Annotated in this window: 21 protein-coding genes, 1 tRNA gene and 1 pseudogene; 13 read left to right on the top strand and 10 right to left on the bottom strand. The window is 69.2% G+C overall.

The window, feature by feature from the left end:
• Positions 1-22 precede the first annotated feature (22 nt).
• Positions 23-958 carry an endonuclease III gene (gene nth, locus ACWFRJ_RS29285; protein ID WP_453537272.1) on the bottom strand — a complete coding sequence of 312 codons (936 nt, stop codon included), beginning with the start codon at positions 956-958 and terminating at the stop codon, positions 23-25.
• Positions 959-1,268: 310 nt separating this feature from the next.
• On the opposite strand from nth, the gene ACWFRJ_RS29280 reads away from it, so the two are divergent.
• A complete protein-coding gene (locus ACWFRJ_RS29280) occupies positions 1,269-1,943 on the top strand; it encodes a Crp/Fnr family transcriptional regulator (RefSeq protein ID WP_016642758.1) in 675 nt (224 codons plus the stop codon).
• Between the two features lie 139 nt (positions 1,944-2,082).
• Here ACWFRJ_RS29280 and ACWFRJ_RS29275 read toward each other — a convergent pair whose 3' ends face one another.
• The 4 genes from ACWFRJ_RS29275 to ACWFRJ_RS29260 form a co-directional block, all read right to left on the bottom strand.
• The gene (locus ACWFRJ_RS29275; RefSeq protein WP_453537269.1) at positions 2,083-2,913 is read right to left on the bottom strand and encodes an MBL fold metallo-hydrolase; all 831 of its coding nucleotides are present in this window, start codon (positions 2,911-2,913) and stop codon (positions 2,083-2,085) included.
• A gap of 79 nt (positions 2,914-2,992) precedes the next feature.
• Positions 2,993-3,865: an NUDIX hydrolase gene (locus ACWFRJ_RS29270; RefSeq protein ID WP_453537266.1), complete on the bottom strand. Its 873-nt coding sequence runs from the start codon at positions 3,863-3,865 to the stop codon at positions 2,993-2,995.
• 125 nt (positions 3,866-3,990) lie between these two features.
• The gene (locus ACWFRJ_RS29265) at positions 3,991-4,461 is read right to left on the bottom strand and encodes a RidA family protein (RefSeq protein ID WP_361190913.1); all 471 of its coding nucleotides are present in this window, start codon (positions 4,459-4,461) and stop codon (positions 3,991-3,993) included.
• Positions 4,458-4,619 carry a DUF4177 domain-containing protein gene (locus ACWFRJ_RS29260; RefSeq protein ID WP_453537262.1) on the bottom strand — a complete coding sequence of 54 codons (162 nt, stop codon included), beginning with the start codon at positions 4,617-4,619 and terminating at the stop codon, positions 4,458-4,460. Before ACWFRJ_RS29260 ends, ACWFRJ_RS29265 begins: the two co-directional genes overlap by 4 nt.
• Before the next feature lie 82 nt (positions 4,620-4,701).
• Here ACWFRJ_RS29260 and ACWFRJ_RS29255 point away from each other — a divergent pair, with 82 nt between their 5' ends.
• Both ACWFRJ_RS29255 and ACWFRJ_RS29250 read left to right on the top strand, forming a co-directional pair.
• Positions 4,702-5,682 carry an ArsA-related P-loop ATPase gene (locus ACWFRJ_RS29255; RefSeq protein ID WP_453537259.1) on the top strand — a complete coding sequence of 327 codons (981 nt, stop codon included), beginning with the start codon at positions 4,702-4,704 and terminating at the stop codon, positions 5,680-5,682.
• Entirely contained in the window at positions 5,679-7,100 is a 1,422-nt protein-coding gene (locus ACWFRJ_RS29250; protein ID WP_453537256.1) for an ArsA family ATPase, read from the top strand. Before ACWFRJ_RS29255 ends, ACWFRJ_RS29250 begins: the two co-directional genes overlap by 4 nt.
• A gap of 153 nt (positions 7,101-7,253) precedes the next feature.
• Here ACWFRJ_RS29250 and ACWFRJ_RS29245 read toward each other — a convergent pair whose 3' ends face one another.
• On the bottom strand, positions 7,254-7,598 hold the full coding sequence (locus tag ACWFRJ_RS29245) for a WhiB family transcriptional regulator (protein WP_383269756.1): 345 nt from the start codon (positions 7,596-7,598) through the stop codon (positions 7,254-7,256).
• Positions 7,599-8,057: 459 nt separating this feature from the next.
• Between ACWFRJ_RS29245 and ACWFRJ_RS29240 the strand changes: the two genes are divergently transcribed.
• On the top strand, positions 8,058-10,319 hold the full coding sequence (locus tag ACWFRJ_RS29240; protein WP_453537252.1) for a transglycosylase domain-containing protein: 2,262 nt from the start codon (positions 8,058-8,060) through the stop codon (positions 10,317-10,319).
• Positions 10,320-10,494: 175 nt separating this feature from the next.
• Here ACWFRJ_RS29240 and ACWFRJ_RS29235 read toward each other — a convergent pair whose 3' ends face one another.
• Positions 10,495-10,959: a GatB/YqeY domain-containing protein gene (locus ACWFRJ_RS29235; protein WP_351166937.1), complete on the bottom strand. Its 465-nt coding sequence runs from the start codon at positions 10,957-10,959 to the stop codon at positions 10,495-10,497.
• Positions 10,960-11,034: 75 nt separating this feature from the next.
• On the opposite strand from ACWFRJ_RS29235, the gene ACWFRJ_RS29230 reads away from it, so the two are divergent.
• Both ACWFRJ_RS29230 and ACWFRJ_RS29225 read left to right on the top strand, forming a co-directional pair.
• A complete protein-coding gene (locus ACWFRJ_RS29230) occupies positions 11,035-11,961 on the top strand; it encodes a metallophosphoesterase (protein WP_453537249.1) in 927 nt (308 codons plus the stop codon).
• A 171-nt stretch (positions 11,962-12,132) separates the two neighbouring features.
• Positions 12,133-12,206: transfer RNA gene (locus ACWFRJ_RS29225), tRNA-Pro, on the top strand.
• Positions 12,207-12,241: 35 nt separating this feature from the next.
• On the opposite strand, the gene ACWFRJ_RS29220 is transcribed toward ACWFRJ_RS29225, so the two are convergent.
• The gene (locus ACWFRJ_RS29220) at positions 12,242-12,715 is read right to left on the bottom strand and encodes a hypothetical protein (RefSeq protein WP_453537246.1); all 474 of its coding nucleotides are present in this window, start codon (positions 12,713-12,715) and stop codon (positions 12,242-12,244) included.
• Between the two features lie 264 nt (positions 12,716-12,979).
• Between ACWFRJ_RS29220 and ACWFRJ_RS29215 the strand changes: the two genes are divergently transcribed.
• Positions 12,980-14,419 carry an FG-GAP and VCBS repeat-containing protein gene (locus ACWFRJ_RS29215; protein ID WP_453537243.1) on the top strand — a complete coding sequence of 480 codons (1,440 nt, stop codon included), beginning with the start codon at positions 12,980-12,982 and terminating at the stop codon, positions 14,417-14,419.
• Positions 14,420-14,470: 51 nt separating this feature from the next.
• Here ACWFRJ_RS29215 and ACWFRJ_RS29210 read toward each other — a convergent pair whose 3' ends face one another.
• Entirely contained in the window at positions 14,471-14,845 is a 375-nt protein-coding gene (locus ACWFRJ_RS29210; RefSeq protein WP_453537240.1) for a hypothetical protein, read from the bottom strand.
• Positions 14,846-15,280: 435 nt separating this feature from the next.
• On the opposite strand from ACWFRJ_RS29210, the gene ACWFRJ_RS29205 reads away from it, so the two are divergent.
• From ACWFRJ_RS29205 to ACWFRJ_RS29195, 3 genes and pseudogenes are all read left to right on the top strand, one after another.
• A complete protein-coding gene (locus ACWFRJ_RS29205; RefSeq protein WP_453537237.1) occupies positions 15,281-19,459 on the top strand; it encodes an nSTAND1 domain-containing NTPase in 4,179 nt (1,392 codons plus the stop codon).
• A 665-nt stretch (positions 19,460-20,124) separates the two neighbouring features.
• A pseudogene (locus ACWFRJ_RS29200) lies at positions 20,125-20,877 on the top strand (glycosyltransferase family 2 protein); the annotation flags it as partial.
• A gap of 459 nt (positions 20,878-21,336) precedes the next feature.
• Positions 21,337-22,281, top strand: a complete 945-nt coding sequence (locus ACWFRJ_RS29195; protein WP_453537234.1) for an FkbM family methyltransferase — start codon at positions 21,337-21,339, stop codon at positions 22,279-22,281.
• Between the two features lie 87 nt (positions 22,282-22,368).
• Here ACWFRJ_RS29195 and ACWFRJ_RS29190 read toward each other — a convergent pair whose 3' ends face one another.
• Complete coding sequence (locus ACWFRJ_RS29190; RefSeq protein ID WP_453537231.1) at positions 22,369-23,604, bottom strand: amidohydrolase family protein; 1,236 nt, start codon at positions 23,602-23,604, stop codon at positions 22,369-22,371.
• Between the two features lie 192 nt (positions 23,605-23,796).
• On the opposite strand from ACWFRJ_RS29190, the gene ACWFRJ_RS29185 reads away from it, so the two are divergent.
• From ACWFRJ_RS29185 to ACWFRJ_RS29175, 3 genes are all read left to right on the top strand, one after another.
• Positions 23,797-24,246 carry a DoxX family protein gene (locus tag ACWFRJ_RS29185; RefSeq protein ID WP_453537228.1) on the top strand — a complete coding sequence of 150 codons (450 nt, stop codon included), beginning with the start codon at positions 23,797-23,799 and terminating at the stop codon, positions 24,244-24,246.
• A 122-nt stretch (positions 24,247-24,368) separates the two neighbouring features.
• Positions 24,369-24,962: a hypothetical protein gene (locus tag ACWFRJ_RS29180; protein WP_453537225.1), complete on the top strand. Its 594-nt coding sequence runs from the start codon at positions 24,369-24,371 to the stop codon at positions 24,960-24,962.
• Positions 24,963-25,193: 231 nt separating this feature from the next.
• Complete coding sequence (locus ACWFRJ_RS29175) at positions 25,194-25,790, top strand: GNAT family N-acetyltransferase (protein ID WP_453537222.1); 597 nt, start codon at positions 25,194-25,196, stop codon at positions 25,788-25,790.
• Positions 25,791-25,804: the final 14 nt, after the last annotated feature.

The following is a 25,804-nucleotide window of genomic DNA, read 5'->3' as shown; positions in this document are numbered from 1 at the left end:
GGCCCCTCGGTTCGTTCCTCGCTCATGCGGCGCCCAGCGGGGGCGCCGCCTTCCCCGGATAGTCCGGCGGGGGCTTGAGGCGCTGGCCCGGCAGACCGCCCATCTCGTACTTCAGGAGCTTCTTCGCCTTCTCCGGATCGGTCTCGCCCTCCCCGTACGACGGGCAGAGATCGGCGATCGGGCAGGCACCGCAGGCAGGCTTGCGGGAGTGGCAGATACGGCGGCCGTGGAAGATCACGCGGTGCGAGAGCATCGTCCACTCGCTCTTCGGGAAGAGGCCGGCGATGGCGGCCTCGACCTTCACCGGGTCGGTCTCCTCGGTCCACTTCCACCGGCGGACGAGCCGCCCGAAGTGGGTGTCCACGGTGATGCCGGGGACCCCGAAGGCGTTCCCGAGCACGACGAACGCGGTCTTGCGGCCTACGCCGGGCAGCTTGACCAGGTCCTCCAGGCGGCCGGGGACCTCACCTCCGTGGTTGTCCCGCAGGGCGACGGCGAGCCCCATGATCGACTTTGTCTTCGCCCGGAAGAACCCGGTCGGCCTGATCAGCTCCTCGACCTCTTCGGGGTTGGCGCCGGCGAGGTCCTCCGGGGTCGGGTACGCGGCGAAGAGGCGCGGGGTCGTCTGGTTCACCCGGAGGTCGGTGGTCTGCGCGGAGAGGACCGTGGCGACGAGCAGCTCGAAGGGGTTCTCGAAGTCCAGCTCGGGGTGGGCGTACGAGTACACCTCCGCGAGCTCGCGGTTGATGCGGCGGGCACGTCGGACGAGGGCGGTGTGGGACTCGGGTTTGGGGTTGAGTTTGGGTTTGGGGTTCGGTTTGGCTTTGGCCGGGGTCTTGGTGACCTTGTTCGCCGCGGTCCCGGTGGCCTTCTTCGCGGGGGTCCCGGCGGCCTTCTTCGCCGGGGTGCATTTCGCCGCGGCGGCGGTGGCTTGATTCTTCTCCGAAGGCTGGCTCACCGGTGGCACCCTTGTCCCTTTTGTCGCATTCTCTGGACCAATGGAAGCATGTTCGCCCACAGCGGAACCCGGTCAGGCTGTAACCTTCCGAATCCCCTTGGCCTGTGCTCTCACCGGCTTTTGGACACTCGGCCAGCCTAGAGCCCGACACTGACATCCGCCCTGGACCCTATGGATCGGCCCCCAATTGGCCCCCTCCCGCACAGCACACGACGTCAGTGCGGCAGACTTGTGACTGATCACACTGTTTGGACCGTCCGGCAAAATGGGGAGCACGGTCCCCTGATGCAGGTCGACAAGGAGAGAACTCGTGGACGACGTTCTGCGGCGCGCCCCGCTCTTCGCGGCGCTCGATGACGAGCAGGCCGCGGAGCTCCGCGCCTCCATGAGTGAGGTGACGCTCGCGCGCGGGGATGCGCTTTTCCATGAAGGTGACCCCGGAGACCGCCTTTACGTGGTCACCGAGGGCAAGGTGAAGCTTCACCGCACCTCACCCGACGGCCGGGAGAACATGCTCGCGGTGCTCGGCCCCGGCGAGCTCATCGGTGAGCTCTCGCTCTTCGACCCGGGCCCGCGTACGGCGACCGCCTCCGCGCTCACCGAGGTCAAGCTGCTCGGCCTCGGCCACGGCGACCTTCAGCCGTGGCTGAACGCACGGCCCGAGGTGGCCGCGGCGCTGCTGCGTGCCGTCGCGCGGCGCCTGCGCAAGACGAACGACCAGATGTCCGATCTGGTCTTCTCCGACGTGCCCGGGCGTGTGGCCCGCGCTCTCCTCGACCTGTCGCGCCGCTTCGGCGTGCAGTCCGAAGAGGGCATCCACGTCGTGCACGACCTCACGCAGGAGGAGCTGGCCCAGTTGGTCGGCGCCTCCCGCGAGACGGTCAACAAGGCGCTTGCGGACTTCGCAGGGCGCGGGTGGCTCCGGCTCGAGGCCCGCGCGGTGATCTTGCTGGACGTGGAGCGGCTGGCCAAGCGTTCTCGCTGACGCGGTTTCGCTGACGCTGTTTCGTACGCGGATGGGGTCCCGTCTCTTTTGAGGCTGGGCCCCGTTCGTGCTTCCGCCACGGGCTTTCCCGCCCACCCGCCCGATTGCCCCGGGTGCCACCAGAGTGGGTGGGGTGCGGCTAGATCAAGCCGTGTTCCCGCAAGTAGTCCAGTTGCGCCCGTACCGACAGTTCCGCTGCCGGCCACAAGGAGCGGTCCACGTCCGCGTACACGTGGGCGACCACGTCCGTAGGCGCCACGTAGCCGTCCTCGACGGCCGTCTCGACCTGGGCGAGGCGGTTCGCGCGGTGGGCGAGGTAGAACTCGACGACGCCCTGCGCGTCCTCCAGGACCGGGCCGTGGCCCGGCAGGACCGTGTGCACGCCGTCGTCGACCGTCAGGGACCGCAGGCGCCGCAGGGAGTCCAGATAGTCCCCCAGGCGGCCGTCAGGGTGCGCCACGACCGTCGTACCGCGGCCCAGGACCGTATCGCCCGTCAGGACAGCCTGATCGGCCGGGAGATGGAAGCAGAGGGAATCCGCGGTGTGTCCCGGCGTCGGGACCACGCGCAGCTCCAGACCGCCCGTCGTGATCACGCTCCCCGCCTCCAGGCCCTCGTCGCCGAGGCGCAGCGCGGGGTCCAGGGCCCGCACCTTGGTACCGGTCAGCTCGGCGAAGCGCGCGGCGCCCTCCGCGTGGTCCGGGTGGCCGTGGGTGAGGAGGGTGAGCCCGACCCGCTGCCCGGCCTTCTCGGCGGTGGCGATGACGTTCTTCAGGTGTACGTCGTCCAGGGGACCCGGGTCGATGACGACCGCGAGCCCGGAGCCGGGTTCGGAGACGATCCAGGTGTTGGTTCCGTCCAGCGTCATCGCGGAGGCGTTGGGGGCCAGCACGTTGACCGCGCGCGCGGTGGCGGGACCGCTGAGGACTCCGCCCCGGGGCTGGCCGGGGAGGGCGGCGGCTTCGGTCATGCGGGGGTGGCTCCCGTCCGGTTCGTGGCAGGCGTCGCCTTGAAGGCATGTGTCGCCTTGGAGGCATGTGTCACCGTGGTCATGCGGTATCCCCCGTAGGGATGTGCTTGGTGAACTCTTCGTGGCCCGGCCAGGTCAGCACCAACTCGCCGTCCTCCAGGCGGGCCTGGGCAAGGACCGGGGTCAGGTCGCGCTCCGGGGCCGCGGAAAGGGCGTCGGCGGCAGACCCGTAGGGACTCAGTTGGCGCAGGGTCGCGATGGTCGGCGGCATCATCAGGAGGTCGCCCTTGTCGTACCCCGCGGTGGCCTCTCCCGGCGTGATCCACACCGTGCGGTCCGCCTCCGTGGAGGCGTTGCGGGTGCGCTGCCCCTCCGGGAGGGCGGCCACGAAGAAGAACGTGTCGTAGCGCTTCGGCTCGAACTCCGGAGTGATCCAGCGGGCCCACGCGCCAAGGAGGTCACTGCGCAGGACCAGACCCCGGCGGTCGAGGAACTCGGCGAAGGAGAATTCGCGGGCCACCAGCGCCTCGCGGTCCGCCTCCCAGTCGTCGCCCGTGGTGTCGCCGACGACGCTCGACGGGGTCGGCCCCGCGAGCAGCACGCCCGCTTCCTCGTACGTCTCACGCACGGCGGCGCACACGATCGCCTGGGCGCCCGGCTCGTCCACCCCCAGGCGCGCGGCCCACGTCGCGCGGGACGGGCCCGCCCAGCGCACGAGGTGGTCGTCGTCGCGCGGATCCACGCCACCGCCCGGATACGCGTACGCGCCTCCGGCGAAAGCCATGGAGGCGCGTCTGCGCAGCATGTGCACGGCGGGGCCCGTCCCCGCCACGGAGTCCCGAAGGAGCATGACCGTGGCCGCCCGGCGCGGAGTAGCGGGCTTCAGTTCGCCGCTGCTCAGCGCACGGATGCGGTCGGGCCACTCCGGGGGATACCACTGCCCATTAGCCATGGGCGGAGGCTATCCCCTGGTGGGCTGATGTTCGAGAGGCAACTATCGGGTGCCAGAAGGCAGCCGGAAAGGCAGCCGGGAAGGCAGCCGCAAAGGCGGCCCCGGTGAGGCGGACAAGGCAACGGCTACGCCTCGGTCAGCTCCACCTGGATCTCGACCTCGACCGGCGCGTCCAGCGGCAGCACCGCGACGCCCACCGCGCTGCGGGCGTGTACGCCCTTGTCGCCGAGCACCTCGCCGAGCAGCTCGCTCGTGCCGTTGATCACCGCGGGCTGGCCGGTGAAGTCCGGGGCCGACGCCACGAAGCCGACGACCTTCACGACGCGCGCGACGCGGTCCAGGTCACCGGCGATGGACTTCACCGCGGCGAGGGCGTTCAGGCCGCACGTACGGGCCAGTTCCTTGGCCTCCTCGGGAGTCACCTCCGCGCCGACCTTGCCGGTCACCGGAAGCTTGCCCTCCACCATCGGGAGCTGGCCCGACGTGTAGACGTACACACCGGACTGAACCGCCGGCTGATAGGCGGCGAGCGGCGGCACGACCTCGGGCAAGGTCAGGCCGAGCTCGGCCAGCTTGGCCTCCACGGCCCCACTCATGCCTGCTTCTCCCGCTTCAGGTAGGCCACGAGCTGCTCGGAGTTGTTCGGCCCGGGCACGACCTGGACGAGCTCCCAGCCGTCCTCGCCCCAGGTGTCAAGAATCTGCTTCGTGGCATGGACGAGCAGCGGCACGGTTGCGTATTCCCACTTGGTCATATGGCCGACTGTAGCCGTTGTGAGGCGCTGCTCACGGTGGCCTCCTGCTTAGGCCGGACGGCGACTGGTTAGGCTCGGAAGTGTGAGCAGGCTCCAGGTCGTCAGCGGCAAGGGCGGTACCGGCAAGACCACGGTGGCCGCCGCACTCGCGCTCGCCCTCGCGACGGAGGGCAAGCGCACCCTCCTCGTGGAGGTCGAGGGCAGACAAGGCATCGCGCAGCTCTTCGAGACCGAAGTGCTGCCGTATGAGGAGCGGAAGATCGCCGTCGCTCCCGGGGGCGGGGAGGTGTACGCCCTTGCCATCGACCCCGAGCTCGCGCTGCTCGACTACCTCCAGATGTTCTACAAACTGGGGGGCGCCGGACGCGCGCTCAAGAAACTCGGCGCCATCGACTTCGCCACCACCATCGCACCGGGTCTGCGGGACGTCCTACTGACCGGCAAGGCCTGCGAGGCGGTACGCCGCAAGGACAAGAGCGGGCGTTACGCGTACGACTGCGTGGTGATGGACGCACCGCCCACCGGCCGCATCACGCGCTTCCTGAATGTGAACGACGAAGTCGCGGGCCTCGCCAAGATCGGCCCCATACACAATCAGGCGCAGGCCGTGATGCGCGTACTCAAGTCACCCGAGACAGCGGTGCACTTGGTGACGCTCCTCGAAGAGATGCCCGTCCAGGAGACCGCCGACGGGATCTCCGAGCTGCGTGCCGCGAAGCTCCCCGTGGGGCGCGTCATCGTGAACATGGTGCGGCCCGCGCTGCTCGACGAGGCTTCCCTGGAGCTCGGACTCGACCGGACCCCGCGTACCGCCATCGCCAAGTCCCTGTCCGCCGCCGGGCTCGGCGGGGCCCGCCGGGGCGGTGTCGCCGAACGCCTGGTCGACCCGCTTCTGGAGCAGGCCGCCGAGTACGCCGAGCGGCACGCCCTGGAGAGCTCCCAGCGGTCCGTACTCGGCGACCTGGGCCTCCCCCTGCACGAGCTCCCGCTGATGGCCGGCGGAATGGACCTGGCGGGGCTCTACGAACTCGCCACGGAACTGCGGAAGCAAGGGATCGCATGACCTCGGACCCCGCACGACACCGACACCCGGACACGGCACGGAGCCAGGACACGACACACCCCCTGGACACGGCCCGCACGCTCGACGTGGACCGCCTGCTCGACGACCCGAAGACCCGCATCGTGGTGTGCTGCGGCTCCGGAGGCGTCGGCAAGACGACCACGGCGGCCGCGCTCGGCCTGCGCGCCGCCGAACGGGGCCGCAAGGTCGTCGTACTGACGATCGACCCGGCACGCCGGCTCGCCCAGTCCATGGGGATCGACTCGCTCGACAACGTCCCGCGCCGGGTCAAGTCCATCGACGGGTCGAGCGGTGGCGAGTCAGAAGGCGGTGGCGGCGGCGAGCTGCACGCCATGATGCTCGACATGAAGCGCACCTTCGACGAGATCGTCGAGGCGCACGCGGACAAGGAGCGGGCGAGCGCGATCCTCAACAACCCCTTCTACCAGTCGCTTTCGGCGGGCTTCGCGGGCACGCAGGAGTACATGGCGATGGAGAAGCTGGGGCAGCTGCGCGCCCGCGACGAGTGGGACCTGATCGTCGTCGACACGCCGCCGTCGCGCTCGGCCCTCGACTTCCTCGACGCGCCCAAGCGCCTGGGCTCTTTCCTGGACGGGAAGCTGATCCGGGTGCTCATGGCCCCGGCGAAGGTGGGCGGCCGGGCCGGGATGAAGTTCCTGAACGTCGGGATGTCGATGATGACGGGGGCCCTCGGCAAGCTGCTCGGCGGACAACTGCTGCGTGACGTCCAGACGTTCGTGGCCGCGATGGACACCATGTTCGGCGGCTTTCGCACCCGCGCGGACGCCACGTACCGGCTGCTTCAGGCGCCGGGCACGGCGTTCCTCGTGGTGGCGTCGCCGGAGCGCGACGCGCTGCGTGAGGCGGCGTACTTCGTGGAGCGCCTGGCCGCCGACGACATGCCGCTCGCCGGTCTCGTACTGAACCGGGTGCACAGCAGCGGCGCCGCTCAGCTCTCGGCCGAGCGGGCGCTTGCCGCCGCGGAAAATCTTGATGAGAGCCGCATTGTGGATCAGGAGGACGGGAAGGCTGGAGGACGTACGTCCCACGAGGCTCCCGGCAACTCCCCCGAGGCCCCCGACAGTTCCGAGACCTCCGAGACCCCCGGTAGTTCCGAGACGTCCGGTAGTTCCGAGCCCCATGACACTTCTGGCCCCCATGACACGCATCCGCCCGTGGCGCAGCTGACCGCAGGTCTGCTGCGACTGCACGCGGAACGCATGCGGCTGCTCGCGCGCGAACAGCGCACGCGCGACCGCTTCACCGCGCTTCACCCCGAGGTGGCCGTGGCCGAAGTGACGGCGCTGCCGGGTGACGTGCATGACCTGGCAGGCCTTCGGGCCATCGGGGACCGGCTCGCGGCCGGTACTGATGCTGACCCGGCCGGAGCTGCCTGAGCAACGGGACTGACCCACTGCCACGTGGCTGGCGTCGGAGACTTCCCCGGCGCCTGCTGGAGTTTCCCCCGGCCCGGTGGGACTTTCCCCGGCCCGGTGGAGCTTTCCCCAACCCAGTGGGGCTTTCCCCCACCGCCACGCGGCCGACGGGCGCTAGCCCACTGCCGCGTAGCTCTCGTACGTCTCGTCGTCCTCCAAGTCCACGGGCAGCAGGCCCGCGCCACGCTCGTACTCGGAGCGCGCCGTCTCTAGCAGACGGCGCCATGAGGTGACTGTGGGACGCCTGCGCAGCAGTGCGCGGCGCTCCCGCTCAGTCATGCCACCCCACACGCCGAACTCGACGTGATTGTCCAGCGCATCGGCCAGGCACTCCGTGCGCACCGGGCAACCGGTGCACACCGCCTTGGCCCTGTTCTGCGCTGCTCCTTGAACGAACAGTTCATCTGGATCGGTAGTGCGGCAGGCCGCCTGCGCACTCCAGTCGGTTACCCAGCCCATACCGGCGCCGTCCTCTCCCGAATCGAGGCTCCCCCACGGCGGCAGCGGCATATTCACCGCCGCCAGTTGAGGACGTTACGGAAGGTGGGCACAGCGCAACACCCCCTTCGGGCCCAATCTTGAATGGCCCGAACGGACTATGCGTAAGCGGCAGATCACCCGACGGAGTGAGCTGGCGACATGCGTGATTAACCCGGCAAATGCGGGCACTTCAGCTGGGTCACAACGGGCATCGAATGCCGCATGAGGCGATTTCGGGCACCTCCCCGAGCTCATTCCGAGCCCGAATCGAACGCGATCCGAGCTCGTGAAGAACCTCGTGAAAGCAGGGGACCCCACTCGGGATTCGGGACCGATGGGGTGAGGGAGTGTTGCCAAACCGCACTGCTGTGACAGTTGAGAGCAGCTTAGGCCAAGGCATTGAGGCGTGTCCGGCGAATCAGAACGTAGGCTGCCCTCATGGGAAAGAAGCGCTCCGGCGGTGGTCTGTCACCAACTCAGCAGGCCGCGAAGTTCCTAGGTGTCAGCGTGCTCGCGGGAGCCGTGCTGGCAGGCATCGCCCTGCCCGCGGCCGGCGCGCTCGGCCTCGCGGCGAAGGGGTCGGTCGAAGGATTCGACGAGATCCCCTCCAACTTGAAGCAGCCGCCGCTGAGTCAGCGCACCACGATCCTGGACAACAAGGGCGGCTCCATCGCCACTGTCTACTCACGTGACCGCACGGTGGTGCCCCTCAAGCAGATCTCGCCGTACATGCAGAAGGCGATCGTCGCGATCGAGGACTCGCGCTTCTACGAGCACGGCGCGGTCGACGCGAAGGGCATCCTGCGCGCGGTGAACCAGAACGCGCAGAGCGGCGGAGTCTCCCAGGGCGCCTCCACGCTCACCCAGCAGTACGTGAAGAACGTCTTCGTCGAGGAGGCGGGCGACGACCCGACGAAGGTCGCCGAGGCCACCCAGCAGACGCTGGGGCGCAAGATCCGCGAGCTGAAGTACGCGATCCAGGTCGAGGACAAGCTCGGCAAGAAGCGCATCCTGAACAACTACCTGAACATCACCTACTTCGGGCAGCAGGCGTACGGGGTCGAGGCCGCGGCCCAGCGCTACTTCTCCAAGCCCGCCAAGGACCTCCAGGTCCAGGAGGCCGCGCTGCTCGCCGGCATCGTGCAGTCCCCCAGCAGGTACGACCCCGTGAACGACACGCAGGAAGCGACCAAGCGTCGTAACACCGTGCTGCAGCGGATGGCGGAGACGCACGACATCACGCAGGCGGAGGCCGCTGCGGCGAAGGAGAAGCCGCTCGGCCTGAAGGTGAGCAGGCCCAAGAACGGCTGCATCACCTCGGTCAGCGGCGCCGGGTTCTTCTGCGACTACGTACGCGAGGTCTTCCTCTCCGATCCGGTCTTCGGCAAGACCAAGGAGGACCGGGCCAAGGTCTGGAACCAGGGCGGTCTGCGGATCAAGACGACCCTCGACCCGCAGTCGCAGCAGTCCGTGCAGGCCTCGATAAAGGATCACGTCAACCAGACCGATGACGTGGCGACGGCGGCCACCATCGTCGAGCCGGGCACCGGCAAGATCCTGGGCATGGGCCAGTCGCGGCCCTACGGCTTCAAGAAGGACGAGACCACGATCAACCTGTCCGTGGACCACTCGGTGGGCGGCGGCGCGGGCTACCAGCCCGGATCGACCTTCAAGCCGATCGTGGCCGCGGCCGCTCTGGAGGGCGGCACGCCGCCGACCAAGAGCTACGGATCTCCGTACGAGATGCCGTACCCCAGCAGCGTCGCGGCGTGCGACGGCAAGAAGTGGGTGAACTCGGGCGGCGACAAGCTCACCAATGAGAACGAGACCGAGGTCGGCCCGTACGCCATGAAGGAAGCGACCGCGAAGTCGGTCAATACCTACTACGTGGAGTTGATCGGCGACATCGGGATCTGCCCGGTGACGGAGATGGCCAAGAAGATGGGCGTCGAGCGGGCCGACGGCAGGAAGATGGACCAGGCGCCGTCGATCGCGCTCGGCACCCAGGAGATGTCGCCGCTGACGATGGCGGGCGCGTACGCGACGTTCGCCTCGCGCGGTAAGTACTGCACGCCCATCGCGATCGAGTCGATCTCCGATCCGAACGGCAAGTCGATGCCGGTGCCGAAGTCGACGTGCTCGCGCGCGATGACGACGAAGACGGCGGACACGATCAACACCCTCCTGAAGGGTGTGGTTGAGGACGGAACCGGCCAGGAGGCGGGCCTCGGCTCCCGCCCGAGCGCGGGCAAGACGGGTACGACCGACTTCCGCTACGCCGCCTGGTTCGTGGGCTACACCCCGAACATGTCGGGCGCGGTCTGGGTCGGCGACCCGCAGCACAAGCGGCGGATGGTCAACATCCCCATCGGCGGGGTCACGTACGACAAGGTCTTCGGTGGTGAGGTCCCGGGTCCGATCTGGCGGGACGCGATGAGCGGGGCGCTCGCGGGCAAGCCCGGTCCTGGCTTCCACAACGTCCACATCCCGGACGGCGGCAAGGGCAAGGACAAGGACAAGTCCCGCGAGGACAACAAGCCGGGCGGCGGGGGCGGCGGCGGTAACAACGGGGGCGGCGGCGGAGGCGGCAACAACGGCGGGGGCGGTGGCGGCGATAATCCTTGGCCGGACATCTCCCTGCCGCCGGGCACCATCGGCGGGAACGAGGATGGCGGCGGGATCGGCGGCTGGGGCCGGTAGGCGGCCGCTGCTCCGCAGTCCGACTCGCCGGCTTCAAGAATCCTCACGAATGAGGGCGCCCCCTGAGACTTAGGGGGCGCCCTCATTCACGTACGCGCACGTCTCTCGCACGTCTCTTCACCGTAGACGCGTGTCTGCTCTGTCTGATCTGCTGTATCTGATCTGCTCTATCTGATCAGCCCGCGAGCAGCTTCTTGACCACGGCGGCGACGCGGCCGCCCTCGGCCAGGCCCGCGACCTTCGGGTTCACGATCTTCATGACCTGGCCCATGGCACGCGGCCCCTCGGCGCCTGCGGCCCTGGCCTCCTCGACGGCCTGGGCGACGATCGCCTGGAGCTCGTCCTCGGAGAGCTGCTTCGGCAGGTACTCGGCGAGGATCTCGCCCTCCGCCTTCTCCTTCTCGGCCTGCTCGGCGCGGCCGCCGTTGGCGAAGGCCTCCGCGGCCTCGCGGCGCTTCTTCGCCTCGCGGGCGATCACCTTCTGCACCTCGTCGTCGGAGAGCTCGCGGGCCGTCTTGCCCGAGACCTCCTCCTTCGTGATGGCGGTGAGGGTCAGCCGGAGCGTCGAGGAGCGCAGCTCGTCACGCCCCCTGATCGCGGCGGTGAGGTCTTCCTGAAGCTTCGACTTGAGCGTGGTCATGCGGCGATTGTCGCAGGTGCGTACGGCCCGACGCCCGCTGATTTAAGGGGCCTTCGGGTCTGACACGATGGGTGGATGCGCGCGCGATACGCAGTACCCCTGGGAATTACGGCGACGGCCGCCGCCGGTCTGGTCTACTCGGTGGGCATCGAGCCCCGCCTCTTCCGACTGCGACGGGTCACGGTGCCGGTCCTTCCGCCGGGGATGCGGCCGCTCAGAGTCCTCCAGGTCTCGGACATCCACATGGTGTCCGGGCAGCGCAGGAAGCAGCGCTGGCTGCGCTCCCTCGCCGGCCTTCGCCCCGACTTCGTGATCAACACCGGGGACAACCTCTCCGACCCGGAGGGCGTGCCGGAGACGCTGGACTCGCTCGGCCCGCTGATGCAGTTCCCCGGGGCGTACGTCTTCGGCTCCAACGACTATTACGGCCCCAAGCCGCGCAACCCCGCCCGCTACCTGGTCGAGCGGTCACAGGGCAAGCACGGCCTGAACGGCAACCCACCCGCCGTCGACGTGATCCACAACCCGTGGGAGGACCTGCGCGACGGCTTCGACGGCGCGGGCTGGGTGAACCTGACGAACACGCGGGGCGCACTGAAGATCGAGGGCTACGAGATCGGCCTCACGGGCGTGGACGACCCGCACATCAAGCGCGACCGGTACGCGCAGGTGGCGGGCGGTCCCGACGCGGGCGCCGACTTCTCGATGGGCATCGTGCACGCCCCGTACCTGCGCTCCCTGGACGCTTTCGCGGCCGACGGCTACCCCCTGATCCTGGCGGGCCACACCCACGGCGGCCAGCTGTGCGTCCCCTTCTACGGGGCTCTGGTCACCAACTGCGACCTGGACAAGGACCGCGTGAAGGGCCTGTCGACGCACGAGGCGGAGGGCAACACGTCGTACCTCCACGTCTCAGCGGGCTGCGGCGCGAACCGCTACACCCCGATGCGCTTCGCGTGTCCGCCCGAGGCGACGCTGCTTACGCTTACGGCGGGGGGCTGAGGGGCGGGGGACCTGTGGGGTCCAGCATGAGATCCCCCGGAGTCCCCGGATCTCCCGGGCTCCTCGGATCCCCTGGGCTGCTCGGAAACCGGATTTCGTCTCCGGGCGCCGGTCCGCTAAAGTAATCGATGTCGCCACGACCCGCGCAGCGGGCCAGTGGAACAACGACATCGGGGTGTAGCGCAGCTTGGCAGCGCGCTTCGTTCGGGACGAAGAGGTCGTGGGTTCAAATCCCGCCACCCCGACAGCTAAGCAGCAGGTCAGAGGGCCGGTACTGATTTCAGTACCGGCCCTCTGGCGTTGTGGGTGTCGGCCCGGTCCCCGGCACCCGTGCCGCCCCCAGCCTCTCCCCCGCCGCCAAGGCCTCCGCCATTACGGTCTCGTCCGACAGGTACGCCTCTCGAACCACCACGTCCACTCCCGCCGGTGTGACGAGGGAGCGGTTGAAGGTGATGACTGCCCAGGTGTCCGTGGGGGAATGTTCCGGGACCTGCCAGGTGCTGGTCAGGAGAGCCAGGGGGCCTCGGCCGCGCCAGCGGTAGGTCGTCGTGTCGAGGTGGGTGTCGGTGCCCAGGATGCGGCGGACGCCCCTGCGGGTGCGGTAGGCGACCTCATCGCGCATGCGGCGGCCGTCCGGGAGCGGGGTGTAGGTGAACGTCGGCCCGGTCCTTCGGCCGGAAAGCCACATCGGGAACGTCGAGCAAACGATGTGCCAGGTGCCGGCGAGCCGTTGAGGAGTGACGTGGGGTTCCATGGGCAGCCAGCCTAGGGAGTCAGAGGATCAGCCTGTCCAGTGCCTCGTGCCTCCGTTCCGGGCGCTGTCAGAGCCAGCCAGCCCTAGCCGTGGAGGGCAGCGCCCCCTCCCGCAGACGCCACCCGGGAACGAACTCCGCACGAAGTAAGCCGCGTTCACCCAGCGGCCACCTTCGCACAACTCTTCGTACTCCTCATGAGTCACACCCCCGGAAGACAGACCGTCCCCCCCCTCATTTCCCCCTTCGATTAAGGGAGTTCCACCGTGCGTGTACGTACCCTGGCCGCCACCGCCGCCGTCGCGGCCCTCACCGCCGCCGGTCTGGCCCTGCCGCTTGCCGGGAGTGCCGCTGCTGCCCCCACGACTCCGCGGTTCGACTGGAACGGCGACGGATACGCGGACATCGCGGTCGGCATGCCCAACGCCACCGTGAACGGCAAGGCCAAGGCCGGCTACATCAGCGTGATCTACGGCGGGCCGCAGAGCCCGAGCCAGTCCACCGGCGTCATCAGCCAGGCCGAGGCCGGCATCCCCGGCACGCCCGAGGCAGGCGACCGGTTCGGCTCCTCCGTGGCGCCCGTCGATGTGAACGGCGACGGTGTCTTCGAACTCGTCGTCGGCGCGAGCGGCGAAACGCTCAACTCCGAGCAGCGCGGGAGCGAGGGCACCATCACCGTCCTGGACGGCTCGGAGTGGAAGGTCAAGGGCACCACCGTGGCCAGGGGCACGTCCGAGTTCAGCGGCATCGGCGGCACCGTCGCCACGGGCGACTACGACGGCGACGGCGACATCGACCTCGCGTACGGCGAGAACGGCGAGGAGCGCGGGTCGCTCCGGTTCCGCCCGGGCCCGCTCACCGCCGACCCGGTGACCACCACCACCCTGCGCAGATACGGCATGGGCGGCAGCACCAGCGACCTGGCCACCGGCGATTTCGACGGCGACGGACGGGACGACCTCGCCACCACCTGGAAGGGCATGGAGGACTACGGCACCTTCATCACCCGCTGGGACGACCAGGCCAAGCCCGCCCAGTGGTGGTCCAACGGCGACCACGGCACCACGCTCGCCGCCGAGGACTTCGACCAGGACGGCACGGACGACCTCGCGGTCGGCTTCGTACAGCCCAACTTCGAGGCGGACCACACCTACTGCGAGGACCTGGTCGGCGGCACGGTGCTCGTGCTCCACGGCTCGAAGACCGCGGAGTTCGGCGCCAAGCACCAGTGCATCAACCAGTCCAGCCCAGAGGTCGGTGGCACCGCCGAGCCGGGCGACGACTTCGGCGCCGCGCTGAGCGCGGGCGATCTGAACGGCGACAGCCGTCCGGAACTGGTGGTCGGCGTGCCAGGCGAGGACGTGGGCACCGTGAAGGACGCGGGCGGCTACGTCACCATGAACGGTACGGAGCACGGCCTCTACGGCGGTCTGGCCCGCAGCCAGAGCACCCCGAACATGCCCGGCACTGCCGAGGCCGGCGACCGCTTCGGCGCCCAGGTGACCGTCGGCGACTACAACCGCGACGGACTGTGGGACACCGCGGTGAGCGCGCCCGGGGAGAACGCCGGTGAGCCCAGGTCGGGTGGCGTCTGGTTCGCGCCGAGCAGCACCACGGAGACGTACCCGCTGGGCAAGTCGCTGACCCCGTTCGGCTTCGCGCTGCCCAACGGCGCCATCAAGTACGGCGAGGTGTTGGGGCTCTAGCCCTCTACGACGGTGACGGGCCCGGTACTGAGCCATCAGTACCGGGCCCGATCACTTACCGGGCCTGATCTGCTTCGTGGGGCCCTGCAGCAGCCGGCCCATCAAGAGCACGCCTCCGGCCGCCGCCCCCGCCGCCAGGAACCCGCCGGAAGAACGCCAGGACAGCACCGACCACCGTGACTGCGCGGAGAACAACGAGCCCGTGCTCAGCCACGACCCCGTGGAGATCAGCGACAAGGAAGAACCGATCGAGCCGGCCGACAGGGCGCTTCCGATCGACGCGATCGACAGCGCCGAACCGACGGATCCCACGGACAGCACCGAACCCACTGAGCCGATCGAGAGCACAGAGTCCTGTGACCACAGCGACAGGACCGAACCGGTGGAGCCACGACGGACGGACGACCGCACGGACAGCTTTGTCATGGGGCCATCCTGCCCGCCAGTCACTGCGCAGCGGGAGCCCTTCACGCTCCACGTCGATTCGGCGCCGGTCCCTCCCCTGTGGGGACCGGTGCCGAACGACGTGGGCGGCTTCGGCCCGTACCGTGTCGGCGTATCGGCGTCTCGGCGCGGGTCGAGGACGGATCTACGGGCCGCATCCACAGGCAGAGCGGATACGGTCCGGATGTGCTCGGTGGAAACCAGTCGAGGCCCTGCGGCGTCAGAAGTCACCCCTGCGGGTAGCACGAGCTGGTGACCTGGCCTGACGCTGCGCGATTGGTTCGCTACCGCTTCGTGATCCTGTCAGCCCGGGCCCGGAACGGGGAGGTACCGCCCTTGTCCGGACGCCTTAGCCGCAGGTCAGCCGTATAAAGTGAGTTTTCCGGTCCGGATATACAGGTGCGGGGGAAGTAAGGGGTGGACGCCTTGAGTTCCGACTCAGGGGCACGTACAGCCTTCGCGGAACGTCTCGCGCTGCTGTACAAGGAAGCGGGTAACCCTCCCCTCCAGCGCGTGGCCGAGGCCGTCGTCCGGCATCAGCGGGTCGACGAACGAGGGCGGACCGTACGGGTGTCCGCCCAGCGGATCAGCGACTGGCGCCGGGCCAGGAACGTGCCTGCCCAGTTCGCTGCCCTCGCAGCGGTACTTCATGTCCTGATACCCGAAGCGCGTCGCGAACGGCCCGCGCCGGTGTCCACGGGCCTGTACGACATGGCCCAGTGGCAGCTCCTGTGGGAGCGCGCGGTGGCCGACCCGGTCAGCGGTCGCGACGCCGCCCCGGCATCCCCAGCCGGAGCAGGGGGAGCGGAGGGAGCAGTAGGCGAGGAGCGGCTTCAGGGGCAGGGGGACGCTCCGGCGGCCGTCACCAGTGTGTGCCCCTACCGCGGGCTCGCTTCGTATCGCCAGGAAGACTCCCGGTGGTTCTTCGGGCGCGACCGCAGCACGGACGCCCTCGTCGCCCAGCTTCGCGCCGCGGAGAAGACGGGTGGCCTCGTCATGCTCGTGGGCGCGTCGGGAGCGGGGAAGTCCTCCCTCCTGAACGCCGGATTGGTGCCCACGCTGCAGAACGGCGAGCTGGGCGACGAGAACGGGAACGCGGGCCCGGTACTGCAACTCGTACCGGGAAGCGATCCTCTCGCGGAGCTCACCCGCCACATACCCGAGCTCACGCACGCCATCTCCCTCCTGGAGGGCCCGGCTGCGAAGGGCCCGACCGCGGAGGAGCCCGGTGCTCCGCGATTCGCGGCTGCCGTGCGGGAGTCCTTCGCCGCGTGGGCGCGGCGCGAGACCTCGTCCGCCGCCCGCCCGGTCGTCATCGTGGATCAGTTCGAAGAGACGTTCACCCTCTGCTCCGACGAGGCGAGCAAGCGCACGTTCATTCAGATCCTCCAGGCCGCCTGCTCACCCATCGACCAAGCCGCCTGCTCACCCATCGACCAGGCCGCCTGCTCACCCGTCGACGCCGGTGGGCCGGTCGGCGACGACAGCCCCCTCGATGCCGGCAGCCCGGCCGACGCCAGTAGCCCCGCCCCTGCCCCCACCTCCGCCCTCGTCGTCCTAGGCATACGCGCCGACTTCTACGAGCAGTGCCTCGCGCACCCCGAACTCGCCGACGCCCTGCAGCACCGGCACATGGTGCTCGGGCCGCTGACCACGCAGGAGCTGCGCGACGCGGTGACAGGACCTGCCAAGGCCGTCGGGCTCGAACTCGAACCGGGGCTCGCCGAACTGATCGTCCGGGAAGTGAGCACGGACGGGCCCCGCGGCGCGCACGACGCCGGAGTGCTGCCCCTCCTCTCCCACGCCCTGCTCGCCACTTGGCAGCGGCGGAAGACGGGACGGCTGACGCTGGCCGGCTACCGCGCGGCGGGCGGGATCCAGGGAGCCGTCGCGGCGAGCGCCGAACGTGCCTGGTCCGGCCTCGACCCGGCGGCACGCACGGCCGCCAGGCTGCTCCTCCTCAGGCTGGTCAGGCTCGGCGAGGACACCCAGACCACCCGTAGGCGGGGGACGCGGCGCAAACTGGCGGAGGAGTCGAGCGACCCCGACAAGACGGAGGAGTCGCTCGAAGCGCTGGTACGCGCCCGTCTTGTGACGCTCGACGCGGAGGCCGTGGAGATCACGCATGAGGCGCTGCTCCACGCCTGGCCCCGGCTGCGCGGCTGGATCGACGAGGACAGGAACGACAACCTCCTGCGCCAACGCCTCGAGGAGGACGGCAGGACCTGGGAGGACTCCGGCCGCGATACGTCGCTGCTCTACCGGGGTTCCCGTCTCGAACAGGCCCGTGCCTGGACGAAGACCGCAGGTGGCACCTTCCTGACCAAAGGTGCGGTGGAGTTCGTGGCCGCGTCCGCCAGACTCCGTCGGCGCACGGTTCTGATCACCCGGGGTGCGGTGGCGGCTCTGGTCGTGCTTGCCATGGTGGCCGTCGCAGCGGCGGTGGTCGCGTGGCAGCAGCGGGACGACGCCGTGTTCCAGCAGGTGGTCGCCGAGGCCGATCGCGCCCAGCACACGGATCCGTCCCTCTCCGCCCAGCTGGATCTGGTGGCACACAATCTGCGGCCGGAGGACGCGGGCGCGAAGAACCGCCTGCTCGCGATCGTGAACGCGCCGCTGGCCACCCCGCTACTCGGCCACAAGGGCGCCGTCTACCTCACCTCCTTCAGCCCGAACGGACGGATCCTGGCCACCGCCAGCTACGACAGGACCGTACGGCTGTGGGACGTGTCGGACCCGTCGCGCGCCAAGCCCCTGGGCAAACCCCTCACCGGACATACGAGTTGGGTGAGCAGCGCGGTTTTCAGCCCGGACGGCGACACCCTCGCCACCGCTTCGGACGACGGCACGGTCCGGCTCTGGGACGTCCGGGATCCCGGCCACCCGCGCCCGCTCGGTTCGCCCATCGCCGGTCACGACGGCGCGATCTATCTGGTCGCCTTCAGCCCGGACGGGCGGACGCTGGCCTCCGCCCATGACGACCACACCGTCCGGCTGTGGAATGTACGGAACCCGAGCCGTCCGAAGGCACTCGGTGTCTTGACCGGCCACACCGCCGCCGTGCGCTCGGTGGCCTTCAGCCCCGACGGGCGGACGCTGGCGTCCGGTGGCGACAGCGGCAGGATCAAACTGTGGAACGTGGTCGACCCGCGTCGCCCCGAGCCCATCGCGAAGGTATTGAACGGCCATACCGGAACGGTGCACTCCGTCGCCTTCAGCCCCGACGGCCGCACGCTCGCCAGCGGGGGCGCGGACAACACCATCCGGCTCTGGAACGTGACCGACCCACGCCGCACGAAGTCGCTCGGCGGTGCGCTCACCGGGCACACCGGCGCCGTGTGGTCCTTGTCCTTCAACCCCGCGGGAACCATGCTCGCGGCCGCCAGCGCGGACAGTACGGCGAGCCTGTGGAACGTCCGCGATCCGGCGCACCCTTCGCAGGTCGGCGAGCCCCTCGCGGGCAGCAGCGGGGAGATGTACGCCCTCGGCTTCAGCCCCGACGGCCGGACCCTCGCCACCGGGAGCGGCGACAACAAGGTCCGCCTGTGGTCGATACCGACGTCCGACATGATCGGCCGGATCGGTGCGTTCCGCCCTGACGGGAAGGTGCTCGCCACGGCCGCGCGCGACGAGCAGGTCCGGCTGTGGAACGTGGAGCGTCCCAACAAGCCCGTGTCGCTGAGCGAACCGTTCAAACCCTGGGACGGGGACGTGCGTTCGCCGGTGTTCTCCCCCGACGGCGACACGCTCGCGGTCCTCACGGGGAGCCGCGCGGTGCAGCTGTGGAACGTCGCCGACCCGGCCCGGCCCGTCCCCTACGGGCCGCCCGTCGCGCTGCGGACGCGATTCGCGGCCGCGCTGGCCTTCAGCCCGGACGGAAACACCCTCGCCACCACCCACACCGACCGCACCATCCAGCTGTGGGACGTCCGCAAGCCCTCGCGCCTCCGACCGCTCGGCAAGCCGCTCACCGGCCACAAGGGCTACGTCAACGCCCTCTCCTTCAGCACCGACGGCCGCACGCTCGCCAGCGGCAGCGCGGACAGCACCATCCGGCTCTGGAACGTGGCCGACCGGAACCACGCCACCCGCCTCGGCAGGCCTCTCACGGGGCACCTGGGCGCCATCAACACGCTCGACCACAGCCGGGACGGCCGCACGCTGGCCAGCGGCAGCGACGACGGCACGGTCCGGCTCTGGGACATCACCGACCCGCTCAAGGCGAAGCAGCTCGGCGACTCCCTCACGGGGCACACCGACGCGGTGATGTCACTGACGTTCAGCAGGGACGGCCACACCCTGGCGAGTGGCGGCAACGACAATACGGTCCGCCTCTGGGACGTCGACCAGCCCTCCAAGGCCGCTCCCATCGGTCAATCGATGAGCCCCAACGCCAAGACGGGCAGTTTCCTGTCGTTCAGCCCCCAGGGCCAGATGCTCGGGGTTTCCAGCGGTACGGATACCGTCCGGCTTTGGAACTTGGACACGGACGAGGCGATTCGCCGCATCTGCTCAACCACTCGGCACGTACTGACACGGGAAAAGTGGGACGAGTATCTGTCCCGCCTCTCGTACGAGCCGCCTTGCGACGAGTAGGCGAGCAGCCCAGTAGCCCAGTGGGTGGGTAGCCGAGTAGGCAGTAGGCGGGTAGGCGGGTAGGCGGGTAGGTGGAAGTCCGGTAGGCGGTAGGCAGTAGGCGGTATATGGGCAGGCGAGTGGCGGTTCGCGGCCTCTCCCCTACGATTCACGTTGCGTGATCCCGGTCACAACTCCGCATTTCAGTTCGGGAGTTGCTCCCCTCTACACGCGGAGCCTTGTTACGGTTGGCCACAGCCCGATCGCTGGTGCATCCCCCGTCGCCAGCGGTCGGGCATTTTCATGATCTGGCTCTGCGGCCGCCATGAGCCCATTACCCAAGAGGCATCCAGTGCCACGTCGCTTTCAGGCCGACGGGACAGGAAGTTGAAATTGAGGCAATAGGCCACTTCCCCTTCCCCGGCGATCGGCGAACTATCCACGGCCCAACTGGGTGGTAGAGCCATGCTTCGTGAACGACGGGTCTCCCATATCCCGGATCAGGCCCGCTCGCTTGTTTTCGAACCGGGCCCGATTACGCCTCAGTCGTAAGGTGTGTCGCTCGTGTGGTGAGTCGCTCGTATGGTGTGTCGCTCAAGCCCCCGAACGACACCGAACGACACCGAACGACAGACACCGAACGACACCGACACTCTCCACGACGCACTGGGAAAGGGTGGTGAGCCGTGAGCCGGCGCATCGTCATCGTCACTGCCGTCCATGCACCGTCGGCGCGCTTCCTGGCTGACGCGTACAAGTCCCTCCGCGAGCAGGAGTTGCCCGCGGACTGGGAGTGGCACTGGCTGATCCAGGAGGACGGGACGACCGACCAGGTCGCACCCCACGTCCCCGACGGCGACGACCGGATCACGTTCAAACAGGGCCGCGCGGGAGGCCCCGGTGTCGCACGAACCATCGCCCTGGCCCACGCGGACGGCGAGTACGTCAAGGTCCTTGACGCCGACGACCAGCTCGCGCCGGGTGCGCTGGCCCGCGACCTCGAAGCCCTCGAAGCCGATCGGACCATCGGCTGGGCGACGTCACGCGTGCTCGACCTGCTCCCCGACGGATCCACCGCCGGTTTCCCCGGGGACCCCGCGAACGGGCCGGTCGAGCGCCAGGAAGTACTCGACTACTGGGCGTCCCACGACTACCTCGCGCAGGTCCATCCGGCGACGCTCTTCGTCCGCCGCGAGCTGCTCGTCGCCCTGGGCGGCTGGATGGCCCTGCCCGCGTCCGAGGACACGGGCCTCCTGCTCGCCCTCAACTCGACGTCCCGCGGCTGGTTCTCGTCCGAGGTCGGCCTGCTCTACCGCAAGTGGGAGGGCCAGGCGACCGGCCAGGCCTCGCACGTCGACAGGGTGGAGCGTGATGCCCGTATGGCCGTGGTCGAGGCGAGGGCGCGGGCGCTCGGCCGCTTCCGGTGGAGCTATCCGGCCGACGCCGAGGGTCATGACCCGAGCAGCGCCGAGTCCGGGTCCGCATCCGCGTCCGCGTCCGGCGGTGAGACGACGGGAAACCCTGAAGTGACGGGAGACGATGACGATGAGGCACCGACGTGGTTCCCTGCCGTGTTCCTCTTCGGCGTGGTCGCCCTGATCCTCCGCTTCGGCGGTGTCTGGCCCTGGTGGCCCCTGCTCTGGGCCTCGCTGTTCGCGGTGGCCGTCGGGATCGCGGCGTACGAGTGGCGGCTTGTCGTCCGCAACCGGTGGCGTATGCCGGTCGGCGAATGGGCTTTCCTTGTCGTCGCCCATGCCGGGTGCGCCTTCTGCCTCGCCATGATCCTGGGATTCCTGCGCTACTGAAGCGTGTTGCTGGTCGGCAATGACGGCTCGGCAACGATGGGTCGGCAATGCCGATCTTGCCGCGGTCGCCGCCGGACTCGTACGGTCACGGCTATGCCTCCCGCCACCACCCGCCGCACGTCGGAGCTTCTCGCCACCCTCGGCCGCAGCTACGTACGCAACGCGCCCGGCTCGCTGCTCAAGGGCCCGCTCGCTGCCCGCTACCTCAACCCGTATCTGCGCGACCACCCACGTCAGCGCGTGGTCGAGGCGCGGTTCGACGCCCGCTTCGCCTGCGACTCGCGCGACCTCATCCAGCGGTTCATCAGCCTGTACGGGGTGTGGGAGCCGCACATGACGCGGTGGCTGCGGAGCCGTCTCGGCGCCGGGGACACGTTCGTCGACGTGGGCGCCAACATCGGCTACTTCGCGGTTCTGGGCTCGCGTCTCGTCGGCGGTACGGGGCGGGTGGTGGCCATCGAGGCGTCCCCGGCCTTCCACGACCGTCTGCTGCGGCACGCCGAGCTCAATGGCTGCCACAACGTCCGCGCGGTCAACGAGGCGGTATCCGACAGCCACAAGACGCTGACCTTCGTGCTCGCCAGCTCGAACAACATGGGCGCGAACTCGATCGTCCCGTACGACGGTCCTGCCGAGTCGAGCTTCGAGATGAAGGCCCGCCCCTTGCCCGAGATCCTGGACGACAGCCTGGACGAGGCCGAACTCGCCAGGGCCCGCGTGATCAAGATCGACGTCGAGGGCGCCGAGGGCGGCGTCATCAGAGGTCTCGCCCCCGCCCTGGGCCGGCTCCGCCCGGATGTGGAGATCGCCGTGGAGGTGACCCCGGACCGCATGGCGCAACTGGGCGATTCCATCGATGAGTTGATGGGGACGATGGCGCGGCACGGCTTCCACACCTACCGGCTGCCCACCGACTACAGGCCCGAGAACTACCCCCGCGCCCTCCGCAGCCCCGAGCCCCCGACGCGATGGCGCGGCCCCATCGTCGGCGAGAGCGAGCTGGTGTTCTCGCGGGTCGACGCGGAGACCTTGCGCTGAGCCGGACCTAGACCGGGGGGCGGGGCTGAGCACGGGCCCAGCCCCGCCCCCGGATCCGGACCCACCGCGAAGCCGACAGCGGAAGCCCTAAAGCCTCCGATCCCGGTCGAACGCGAGATCCAGCATGCGGATCGCATTCCCGCGGAGCAGCTTGTACGCCACGTCCTCGGGGAGGTGGCCGACGTGGTCCTCGGCGACCTGCTTCGTGTGCGGCCACGTCGAGTCGACGTGGGGGTAGTCGGTCTCGAAGGTGGCGTTGTCGACCCCGACGGTCTCGATCGAGTCGACGCCGTGCTTGTCCCGGAAGAAGCAGCAGAAGATCTGCCGGTAGTAGTACGTCGACGGGGGCTCGGGGATCAAGTCCTTGACCCCGCCCCAGGCCCGGTGCTCCTCCCACACATCGTCGGCGCGCTCCAGGGCGTACGGGATCCACCCCATCTGCCCCTCGCTGTAGGCGAGTTTGAGCCGCGGGAACTTCACGAGGACCCCGGAGAAGAGGAAGTCCATCATCGACGCCATCGCGTTGTTGAAGCTCAGGGAGGCCTGAACGGCCGGGGGCGCGTCGGGGGACGCCGCCGGCATCTGCGACGACGAGCCGATGTGCATGTTCACGACCGTGCCGGTCTCCTCGCACGCGGCGAAGAACGGGTCCCAGTAACCGGAGTGGATCGACGGAAGCCCGAGGTGGGTGGGGATCTCGCTGAAGGTCACGGCTCGCACGCCACGAGCGGCATTGCGCTTGATCTCGGCGACGGCGAGGTTCACGTCCCACAGCGGGATGAGGCAGAGCGGGATCAGCCTTCCGCCGCTGTCACCGCACCACTCCTCCACCATCCAGTCGTTGTACGCCCGGACGCAGGCGAGCCCGACCTCCCTGTCCTTGGCCTCGGAGAACGTCTGCCCGCAGAAACGCGGGAAGGTCGGGAAGCAGAGGGAGGCCTCGACATGGTTGATGTCCATGTCCGCCAGGCGGGCCTTCGGGTCCCAGCAGCCGCGGCGCATCTGCTCGCGCGTGATGCCGTCGAGCGTCATCTCGTCCCGGGAGAAGCCGACGGCGGCGATGATGCGCTTGTACGGGAAGATCTCTCCCTCGTACTCCCACCAGTCGGTGACCTGCCCTTCCGGGTCCGTCGTGAACTTGTACTTGCCACCGATGTACTCGAGCTCGCCGATACCCGCGGTGAAGGGCTTGGGACCCCGGTCGCGGTACTTGCTCGGGAGCCACTTCTCGAAGAGGTGCGCGGGTTCGATCACGTGGTCGTCCACGCTGATGACGCGGGGGAGTTCCTTGGCTGCCTTGGCCCCGACCTCGTTGTTGTCCACTGCTGTGCCCCCTACTACCTGCCGGTTTCTCTAGCTGACATCTGACGGACCATCAGATTGAGGTTATGGGCTCACCCCGGCGACGGCAACAGCTCTCCTGAAACTCGACCTCTTGCGCGATCGCGCCGGATCCGCTGAACTGACGACTCGTCAGTTTGCAGTACCGCACGTCAATGTGAGGGAGGACGCTCGATGGAGACGATGTGGCTCACCGGAGCCGAGTGGGTCGCCGTGCTCCGGATCGGGCTCGGCCTGTGGTGGCTGGAGAGCTGGCGCCACAAGGACAAGAAGACCTGGTTCACCGGCGGCGGGATCAGCTGGGCCGCGGGCATCGCGGACAAACACCGCTGGTCCTTCGTGCGATCGGGCTTCGATGTCGTCGTGAAGCCCCGGCCTCGCACGATGGCGTACGTCGTCGCCTACGCGGAACTGGCTCTCGGCCTCGGCCTGATCGTCGGTCTCCTCACGCCGGTCGCACTCATCGGCGGACTCGTGCTCAACCTGATCTACCTGGTCCTCATGATCCACGACTGGGGCGAGCAGGGGCAGAACCTGATGATGGCGCTGATCTCGGCGGTCGCGCTCTTCGGGATGTCCTGGCAGGTCTGGTCGCTCGACCACGCCTTCGGGCTCTTCACGTAGATGCTCAAAGCCGTCCGGGCCTGGCGCACTTGTCTGGTCTGTTGCGCCCCGGCATGCCACCCTGCCCGGCACATCCGCCTTCTACGGACTGAACGGACCGCGAACGGGCTGAGGAGAAGCCGATGAGCGAACGCGAGCGGGAATCGCACGGGCCAGAGGCGGCAGCCCTCAGACAGGGCCACGCCGCGCGAGCCGAGAGCGCGGCAGCGCGGGCGGCCGCGATGAGCCACTACATCGAGCGCGGCGCGGCAGAGACGGGAGGGACGGGAAGGACGGAGGGGGCTGAAGAGCAACCGTCCAGCTCCACCGCCGACGAGAACGCCGCCTGGAAGGCAGCTCACGCCGCGCGCGTAGCGGCCCAGGCCCTCGCCGTGCTCTCCGAGAGCGCACCCGACCCGGCCGCGGACTCTCGCTGCGCCAGGAACGCCGCCGCCTCCGCCGCGCAGGCCGCGCAGATGGGGCAACTCGTCGACGGCGACACCACCCTGTCCCGCGAAGCCTGCCAAGCCGCGCTCAAGGCCTCCCTGGCGGCATCATCGGCAGCGGGAGCCAGGTACCTCGGAACGGACGAAGAGCTCAACTCCCTGGCGGACATGGCAGAGAAGGCGGCTGTCGTGGCGGCGGAGCGGGCAGGATGGATCCGCCCCGGCACGGACGTCCCCGCCGTATCGACGGGCGTACGAAGTCCCGAGGTCATGTCGATGCTGCATTTCTGACCCGTCCTCACCCGACTCGCCCGACTCGCCCGACTCGCCCGACTCACCGGAAGGACTGCGCGAGAAGAGCAACCGGCTTCCGTAGCATGGCAGTTACGTGTCGGCGTCTGATCGGCGTGATGTATACCCGACGCCCCGTTCCGCTCACCGTTCCGTGGTGTCACCATGCGGAGTCCAGTGTGCCGAGGGGTGTCGAGGGGCCCCCTCGACGGGGGCGGGGCGGAGGAACAAATGGCAGAGGTGTTCTTGCGACGGCTGAGCCGGTGGCAGGCGGAGCAGCAGCGGGAATCGGTCGCCGACGTCTATGTCGAGGCCTACGAAGGAGACGCGGGAGCCGAGTACCGGGACCGGCAGGGATTCCTGCACGTCTTCGAGAACACCGTGCAGCGGCCCGACTTCGACATGGTCGTCGCCGATGGGGCGGGCAGCATGGTCGGCTGCCTCTACGGTTACCGCGCCGCGCGTTCCGGCGACTGGTGGGAGGGGTTCCGCGGCGTCCTGCCCCCCGAGGTCGAGGAACGTACGGCCTCGGGCCGGGTCTTCATCCTGACCGAGCTGATGGTGGTGCCCGCCTACCGGCGCCAGGGCGTCTCGGAGCGCCTGCGCACGCTCCTGTTCGTACGGCACGCCACGGACCTGGTCGTCGCGGTCATCAAGCGGGACGACGATCTGGGGCGGGAGGTCCTGCGGTCGTGGGGCTGGACGAAGCTCGGCGAGTTCGATCCGGTCCGCCCCGGCTCGACGGCACCGCCCCGGCGGGGAGAGACCGAGACGAGGGCGGCACCGGACGGCCTCGTGTGGGAGGGATGGATGCGCCCGATGCCTTGATCCCTCTCTCCCCC

The organism is Streptomyces sp. NPDC055239, assembly GCF_053606205.1.
The sequence above is the reverse complement of the archived record's forward strand: the minus strand, read 5'-3'. Positions and strand labels throughout refer to the sequence as shown.